This window comes from Polaromonas sp. P3_C2 (genome assembly GCF_056402675.1).
Genome location: NZ_JBFUGX010000156.1, coordinates 1 through 7,563, shown reverse-complemented (window position 1 = coordinate 7,563; position 7,563 = coordinate 1). Strand labels below are relative to the sequence as shown.

Genomic DNA, 7,563 nt, shown 5'->3' with positions numbered 1-7,563 from the left:
AGCGCACGCGGTCACCGCCAAACGACAGCGTTGCGCCCTCCTGCTGGCCGATGGCGATGTAGCTTAAGTCCTGCTCCAGCTGGGCTTGTGAAGAAACCGGGCCGATGTCGGTTCCGGCGGTCAGGGCGTCGCCCACCTTGATGCGGGCCATGCGTTCGTGCAGCGCCTTGACAAAAGCAGGGTAGATGCCTTCGGTCACGATGAGGCGGCTTGATGCCGTGCAGCGCTGTCCGGTGGAATAAAAAGCGCTCTGCGCGCTGAGTTCCACGGCCTGGGTCAGGTCGGCGTCATCCAGGATGACCTGCGGGTTCTTGCCGCCCATTTCGAGCTGCACCTTCTTGAGGTTTTTTGCGCAAACCTCTGCAATGCGGCTGCCCACGCCGACCGAGCCCGTAAAGCTGATGGCATTGACGCCCGGATGGTTGACCAGCGCATCGCCGATGACGCGGCCGGGGCCCATCACCAGGTTGAACACGCCCGCCGGAATACCCGAACGCGAAATGATTTCGGCCAGGGCCCAGGCACTGCCCGGAACCAGGTCTGCCGGCTTGAGCACCACGCAGTTGCCGAAGGCCAGCGCCGGCGCAATCTTCCAGGCCGGGATGGCGATGGGGAAATTCCACGGCGTGATCAGACCGACCACGCCCACAGGTTCACGCGTGATTTCCACGCCGATGCCGGGGCGAACCGACGGCATGGTTTCGCCACCCAGGCGCAGGCATTCGCCGGCAAAAAATTTGAAGATATGACCCGCGCGGGTGGCTTCGCCAATGCCTTCTGGCTTGGTTTTTCCTTCTTCGCGTGAGAGCAGAGTGCCCAGCTCTTCGCGGCGTGCCAGGATTTCGGTGCCGATCTTGTCGAGCGCATCSGARCGGGCCTGGATGCCCGAGGTGGACCAKGCCGGGAAGGCGGCCTGYGCRGCCTGCACGGCRGCATCSAGCCCTGCGGCGTCGGCYTGCGTGTACTCGCCGATCACGTCAGCAAGATTGCTGGGGTTCAGGTTGGGGCTGTAGCTGGTGCCGGCCAGCCATTGGCCGGCGATGAGGTTGTCGTGTTTGGTGGTCATGAGGTGGCTCCAGAAGAAATCAGGGTTGATCAGGGGCGAGAGGGCGCGCAGGTTGCGGGGGTACCACGGGCGGCGCCACATCAATCGCATAGAAACGCAAGGCGTTATCGCACATCATCGCATGTTGCTGGTTTGCCGGCAGGTGGCCAAGCATGCCGGCCACATTGCCAACCAGGTCCGGATAGTTTATGCGCAGGCCAGATACAGGGAAGTTGCTGGCGAACATGCAGCGCTGCCAGCCGAAAATGGCAAGCGTCTCGCGCACAATGCGCGCGTTTTCGTGCCAGTCCCAAGGCTGGCCGCGCAGGCCGAACTCGGAAAGCTTGACGTGTACGTTTTCTTGCCGAGCCAGCGTTTCCATCCAGCCGCGCCAGCGCGTTAGRCCTTCTTCGCTGCGGTCCCAGGCAAAGCCGTGGTGGTTCAGGGCGATGGGTACCTTCGGAAACATCGCTGCCACGGTGGCCGCTTCAGGCAAGTGCCAGGCCGGTACGCGCAGGTCCCACCGCAGGCCGAATTTCTCCAGCAACGAAAAGCCGCGCAGCCAGTTTTCGTGTTGCATGGTGCCTGCCTGCCCTTTGACGCTTTGGTCCGCTGCGGCCGATGTGACAGGTTTGCTGCGGATGCCGCGCACCAGCGGAAACTGCGACTGCGCAAGGAGGCATTCCCCGCTATCAGGCCGGTCAAACCAGGCGTGCGCCACGATGGCGTTCGGAAACCCGTGCCTGGCGTTGACCTCATGCAGCCATGCAGTTTCTGCAACCTGCTCAAGGCGGCTGCGCTCGGCTTCCACATGCACGGTTGCGACCACGTCGCCGGGCCCTACAGCCGCCCGGTAGTCGGTTGCCAGGAAGTCCCGGCAAATCGGCCGGTAGTCGCCGAGGAAGAAGGCACCTGGATCGTACGCTTCCTGCAACCAGGGGTAGTGGCCTTTCGACAGGTCCCACAGGTGGTGATGTGCGTCGACGACGGGCCCTGTAAACGCCTTCACAGGTGCGGGCAGTGAGGTGGGCGATGTGCCTGTGCTCTTCATGAACCGGGAGTGGATACAGACCTTGCTGAATCAATGCCGCCAGACGCAGGACGAATCCGGCTCACGCAGCGTCCTGATTTCCTGCTCGAACGCAAAGCTGTCCAGATTGAGGCGGCGCACCGTCTCGTCCTGAAATGAGATGTAGACCGCCCGGTCCACCGGGTGAAACGACAAGGCCAGCGGGTTGCTGGGCAAGGCAAAGCAGCGCTGCTCCTGCAGGTCCAGGCCGAATATCGACAGCGAATGCTCGCCCGAGTTGGTGGTGAGCAGCAAGTCCTGGCCATGCGCACCCTGGAAGCGGTAGACCCGGTTGGGGTCGCGCCGTGTCTTGCCCGACGCCACGACTTTCATGCTGGCCGTGTCGACCGCGACGATGGTGTCGYCGCCCCGGTTGGCCACGTACAGCAGCGACTCGTCAGCCGACAGCACATTGCCTTCGGGCACGGGCCCCGGCATCATCGCGACCGGTGCGAAGGTCGGATCGTTCGGCTTGATTTTGGTGACGGTGTTCGACAGCAGGTTCAGTGCATAAGCTGTCTGTGCATCTTCCGTCAGCGCAAACAGGTGCGTCTTGTAGCCGCCCGAAGACACAGCCAGGTCCGGTACATGCACCTTTGCCGGGTCTGAAAAGCGCAGCAACACGTTGTGGGCTTCAGACATCACGAACAGGCGTCCCTGGCCGTCCACTGTCAGGCCGTGCGGCCGGTAATACGGCCAGAGGTTCAGCGTGGCCACATGCTCGCGTTTGTCCAGGTCAATCACAAAGACCGAATGCCCGCCTGCGTCTCCCAGATGACTGGCGGTTTCGATGCCATAGTGGCCCACGTAAGCAAGCCGGCGCACTGGATCTACTGTGAACTCATGCGGAAAGTTGGGCAAGACGATGTGTTCTTCCGCCCGGCCGGTGGCCAGGTCGTAAAAGCTGAAGGTATGGGCGCATTTCTGCACCAGCAAGAGTGTTTCCCGAAGGGGCATGGGTGTCCTGAAGATGGGGGAGCCTGAAAGGAAACAGAGAGAAAGAGGGAGAACGCGTGAAGAGGCCGGCCAAAGCCGTTTACCTGTCCCAGCGTAGCACCAGCGGGTCCAGCCGCTGCGCGGTGGCGATCAACCCCTTGCGAACCTCAGGATGCATGGCGGGAAACGGATGGCGCGGCGCCTCGCAGGCGATCACGCCGCCTTCCTTCATCAAGACCTTGGCCGTCAAGATACCGCCCTGGCGGTTTTCATAGTTGATCAGCGGCAACCAGCGGGTGTACTCGGCAATGGCTTCATCCCGCTTGTCGGCGACCCATGCATCCATGATCTTGCGAATGCCGTCCGGGTAGCCGCCACCCGTCATCGCACCGGTGGCGCCGGCTTCCAGGTCGGGTAGCAGGGTAATGGCTTCTTCGCCGTCCCACGGGCCTTCAATCGCGTCGCCGCCCAGCCGGATCAACTCGCGCAGCTTGGAGGCCGCACCCGGCGTTTCGATCTTGAAGTAGGCCACATTGCGGATCTCTTTGGCCATGCGAGCCAGGAAGGTTGCCGACAGCGTCGTGCCGCTGACAGGTGCGTCCTGGACCATGATGGGAATATCAATGGCGGCTGATAGCGTGGCGAAGAACTCATAAGTCTTTTCTTCCGTCACGCGGATGGTGGCGCCGTGGTACGGCGGCATCACCATGACCATGGCCGCGCCCAAGTCCTGCGCGCGGCGGCTGCGCTCGGCGCACACCCGGGTGCCGAAATGCGTGGTCGTCACAATCACCGGCACGCGACCCGCCACGTGCTTGAGGATGGTGGCGGTGAGGACTTCCCGCTCATCATCGGACAGCACAAACTGTTCCGAGAAATTGGCCAGGATGCACAGGCCCGTCGAGCCCGCATCGATCATGAAATCGACGCAGCGCTTCTGGCTTTCCAGATCAAGCTCGCCCGCATCAGTGAAAGTGGTGGGAACCACCGGGAACACGCCCGTGTATCTTGCTTTCATTCCGATCATTCGACGATGTTGAAGTCTTTGAGGAACTCGGTCTTCATCGCCAGGCCCAGGCCGGGCTTGTTGTCGTCGAGTTGCAGGAAGCCGTTCTCCGCGACAGGCTCGCCGTCAAAGATGTAATAGAACAGCTCGTTGCCGACTTCCACGTCGAACATCGGGAAGTACTCGCTCATGGGCGAGGCGAGTGTGCTCATGGTCAGGTGGTAGTTGTGCATCTGCCCGGCGTGTGGAATTACCGGCACGCTATAGGCCTCGCACAACGCATTGATCTTGTGCGCCGCCGTGATGCCGCCTACGCGGTTGGTGTCGTACTGCACGACCGACACGGCTTTTCTATCCAGCAGCTGTTTGAAGCCGTAGAGGCTGAACTCATGCTCGCCGCCCGAGATCGGGATGCTGGTGAGCTGGTTGAGTTCGGCATAGCCGTCGATGTCGTCGGCAATGACAGGTTCTTCCACCCAGCGCGGTTGAAATTTTTCCAGCTTGGGCAGCATGCGTTTGGCGTACTCCAGGTTCCAGCCCATGTAGCACTCCATCATCAGGTCGTTGTCGTAGCCGATGACTTCGCGGATCGCTTCCACGGCTTTCAGGTTTTCAGAAACGCCCTTGGTGCCGTGCGCCGGGCCGTAGCCAAAGCGCGACTTGAACATGGTGAAACCCTGGTCCAGGTATTTCTGCGCTTCGTCCTGCATCGCCTTGAGGTCGGTGCGGTAGAGTTTGGAGTAGTAGCAGGGGATTTTTTCCTTGGTGCGGCCGCCCAGCAGCTTGAACACCGGCTTGTTGACCGACTTGCCCAAGATGTCCCAGATCGCCAGATCCACCGCCGAGATGGCGGCCATGGTCACGCCCTTGCGGCCCCAGGCGTGGGTGCTGCGGTACATGCGCTGCCACAGGTATTCGTAGTCCCACGGGTCCTGGCCCAGCACCAGCGGTGTGAGGTACTGGTCGATGATGGCTTTGGCGATGTGCGGCGCCAGCGCCACGTTGCCCAGGCCGACGATGCCGTCGTCGGTTTCGATCTCGACCACCGTCCACGAATGGAAGCGGAAGGTGCTCATGGATTCTGTCTTTGAGTAGACCAGGTCCATGGCGTTGGAGCAGAAATTGCCTTGGGGTGGAACGGTCTTGCCTTTCCACTCGAACACACGTGCGCGCACTGATTTGATCTTCATTTAAAGGTCCTGTGTGAGATGAATCTTTCGAGCCCTCCCCTGGAAGGGGAGGGTTGGGGTGGGGTGAGCCGTATTACTCCCTTTGGGGAGGCGCCGCCAGGCGTCCTCCCATGCGGCAGGCGATGCGGAAAGCGTTGAGCGTGGCGTTGACATCGGCCACGCCCTGGCCGGCGATGTCATACGCGGTGCCATGCGCCGGCGTGGTGATGGGCACCGGCAGGCCGCCTTGCACAGTGACGCCCTTGCTGAAGCCCATGAGCTTGATGGCGATCTGGCCCTGGTCGTGGTACATGGTGACGATGGCCTGGTACTGGCCGGCCTGCGCTTTCAGGAAGATGGTGTCGGCCGGAAAGGGGCCGTCTACCGGAACGCCGCTGGCGCGCAGCGCTGCCACGGCCGGCTCGATGATGTCGATCTCTTCGCGTCCGCAAACACCGCCGTCGCCGCCATGCGGGTTGAAGGCTGCCACCGCTACTTTGGGGCTGTTGTTGCCGCTGGCCTTGAGTGATGCGTAGATCAACCGGGTGGCGTCCATGATGCGTTCCTTGCTGAGCATGGCTGCGGCGTCTTTCAGCGGAATGTGCGAGGACACACGTGCCGTCCACAAGTCACCCAGCGTGTTGAACTCGCAGAAGTAGCCGGTCACGCCCAGGTATTCGGCAAAGTGGTGCAGCTCGTCTTCATGCTTCAGGCCGCCCAGCTTCATGGCCTGCTTGTTCAGGGGGGCGAAGCAGATGGCATCGACCTCGCCGCGTTTGGCGCCGTCCATGCAGAGGTTGAGCACCTGCAGCACCGCCGCGCCGCAGGCGGCCTGCGCCTGGCTGCGCTGTACTTGCGCTGGCTGAATCGTGTCTGTGGCCAGGAAGGCGGGCAGGCGTGTGTCGGCGCGGCCGCGCACCTCGGCCAGGCTGGCCACGGCTTGCGTTGCGACCTTCTGTTGGGCAATGTCCTGGCCTTGCTGCCAGAGCCAGGCATCACCCACCAGCACGATGTTGGCGCCTGCCGTGATGCCGGGCTGGCTCAGCAGCCGGGCAATCAGCTCGGGGCCTATGCCGGCCGCGTCACCCAGTGTCAGGGCGACGACAGGCACCGGTTCTGTTGTCTGCTGTTTGCTCATGGCGTCTTTTCCTTGTTCTGCATCATCCGGATCAGTCCAGTTTGATGTTTTTCTTGGCGATCAGGTCACCATAGCGCTTGTTCTCGTCATTGTGGAACTGCGCGAACTGCGCCTGCGTCATCGGTGTCAGGTCCGCGCCGATCGCGCCCAGCCGGGCTTGTGTTTCCGGCATCGCCAGGACCTTGGTGACCTCGGCGTAGACACGTTCCTGCACCGCCTTGGGCGTGGCTGCCGGCATGTAGATGCCGTACCAGGCACTCATCTCGACATCCTTCACGCCGGCTTCGGCCATTGTGGGCACGTTGGGAAGCTGCGGGTTGCGTTTGGCGCTGGCCACCGCCAAAGGTTTGATGCGGCCGTTCTTGATCTGGCCGATCACCGAGGGCATGGTGTCAAAGCTCAGCTGCACCTGGCCGCCGACGAGGTCGATCAGCGCCGGGCCGCTGCCGCGGTAGGGGATGTGCGTGATGAAAACGCCGGCCTGGTCCTTGAAGAGCTCCGCCGCGATGTGTTGCGTGCTGCCCGAGCCGCTGGTGGCGTAGTTGAGCTGGCCGGGTTTTGATTTGGCCAGCTTGATGAGCGACTGCACCGAATCGACTGGCAGGGCATTGTTGACCACCAGCACATTGGGCACCGCGCCGACAAACACCACGGGCACCAGGTCCTTGTTGTTGTCGTAGCCGAGTTTCAGCAGGTGCGGGGCAATCGCATGCGCGGTCGAGACGCCCATTAGCAGGGTGTGGCCGTCGGTGGCCTTGGCCGTCAGGTCGGCTGCCAGCGTGTTGGAGGCGCCGGGGCGGTTTTCCACCACCACAGGCTGCTTGAGTAGGGGGCCGAGCCGGTCCGCTACTGCGCGGGCCATCGCGTCGGTGCCGCCGCCCGGGGCGGAGCCCACCAGAATGCGCACGGGCTTGGTCGGCCAGTCTTGTGCAAATAGCGGGGCGTGGGCGGCCACTGTGCAGGCTGCTGCCAGCAAGGCAGGCAAATATTTCATGGTTGTCTCCGTCATCGTTATGAATCAATGCGGTGATAGTAGGCAAGACAACAGTTAACGTAAATTGAAAATTCCTGATTATTTGATAATCTATAGTTATCAATTGAATTGGCCACCCAACATGCTCAACGCCTCACTGAATCCCCAGCTTCTCAACCGCCTGCGCATGCGGCAGGTGGCCCTTATCCTGGCTGTAGGCGAACACG

The 7,563-nt window shown here is 62.0% G+C and carries 7 protein-coding genes; all 7 read right to left on the bottom strand.

Annotated features, from left to right (window positions below; all coding sequences use genetic code 11):
* Window positions 1–1,066: aldehyde dehydrogenase family protein (locus tag AC1DWI_RS08810; protein WP_477724688.1), on the bottom strand; the 1,066-nt coding region annotated here is incomplete at its 3' end.
* Between the two features lie 19 nt (window positions 1,067–1,085).
* The gene (locus AC1DWI_RS08805) at window positions 1,086–2,096 is read right to left on the bottom strand and encodes an amidohydrolase family protein (RefSeq protein ID WP_477670942.1); all 1,011 of its coding nucleotides are present in this window, start codon (window positions 2,094–2,096) and stop codon (window positions 1,086–1,088) included.
* Window positions 2,097–2,126: 30 nt separating this feature from the next.
* On the bottom strand, window positions 2,127–3,071 hold the full coding sequence (locus AC1DWI_RS08800; RefSeq protein WP_477724687.1) for a YncE family protein: 945 nt from the start codon (window positions 3,069–3,071) through the stop codon (window positions 2,127–2,129).
* Between the two features lie 79 nt (window positions 3,072–3,150).
* The gene (locus tag AC1DWI_RS08795; protein ID WP_477670940.1) at window positions 3,151–4,068 is read right to left on the bottom strand and encodes a dihydrodipicolinate synthase family protein; all 918 of its coding nucleotides are present in this window, start codon (window positions 4,066–4,068) and stop codon (window positions 3,151–3,153) included.
* Between the two features lie 5 nt (window positions 4,069–4,073).
* Window positions 4,074–5,246: an L-rhamnonate dehydratase gene (locus tag AC1DWI_RS08790; RefSeq protein ID WP_477670939.1), complete on the bottom strand. Its 1,173-nt coding sequence runs from the start codon at window positions 5,244–5,246 to the stop codon at window positions 4,074–4,076.
* A 73-nt stretch (window positions 5,247–5,319) separates the two neighbouring features.
* Window positions 5,320–6,363 (bottom strand): 4-hydroxythreonine-4-phosphate dehydrogenase PdxA, encoded by a 1,044-nt coding sequence (locus AC1DWI_RS08785; RefSeq protein WP_477670938.1) that lies wholly within the window; start codon window positions 6,361–6,363, stop codon window positions 5,320–5,322.
* Between the two features lie 31 nt (window positions 6,364–6,394).
* Window positions 6,395–7,357, bottom strand: coding sequence for a Bug family tripartite tricarboxylate transporter substrate binding protein (locus tag AC1DWI_RS08780; RefSeq protein ID WP_477670937.1), 963 nt, complete (start codon window positions 7,355–7,357; stop codon window positions 6,395–6,397).
* Window positions 7,358–7,563: the final 206 nt, after the last annotated feature.

Excerpts from the sequence above, each read along its gene's own strand:
- AC1DWI_RS08795 (WP_477670940.1), bottom strand. The coding sequence starts at position 4,068 with ATGAAAGCAAGATACACGGGCGTGTTCCCGGTGGTTCCCACCACTTTC.
- AC1DWI_RS08790 (WP_477670939.1), bottom strand. The coding sequence starts at position 5,246 with ATGAAGATCAAATCAGTGCGCGCACGTGTGTTCGAGTGGAAAGGCAAG.
- AC1DWI_RS08785 (WP_477670938.1), bottom strand. The coding sequence starts at position 6,363 with ATGAGCAAACAGCAGACAACAGAACCGGTGCCTGTCGTCGCCCTGACA.
- AC1DWI_RS08780 (WP_477670937.1), bottom strand. The coding sequence starts at position 7,357 with ATGAAATATTTGCCTGCCTTGCTGGCAGCAGCCTGCACAGTGGCCGCC.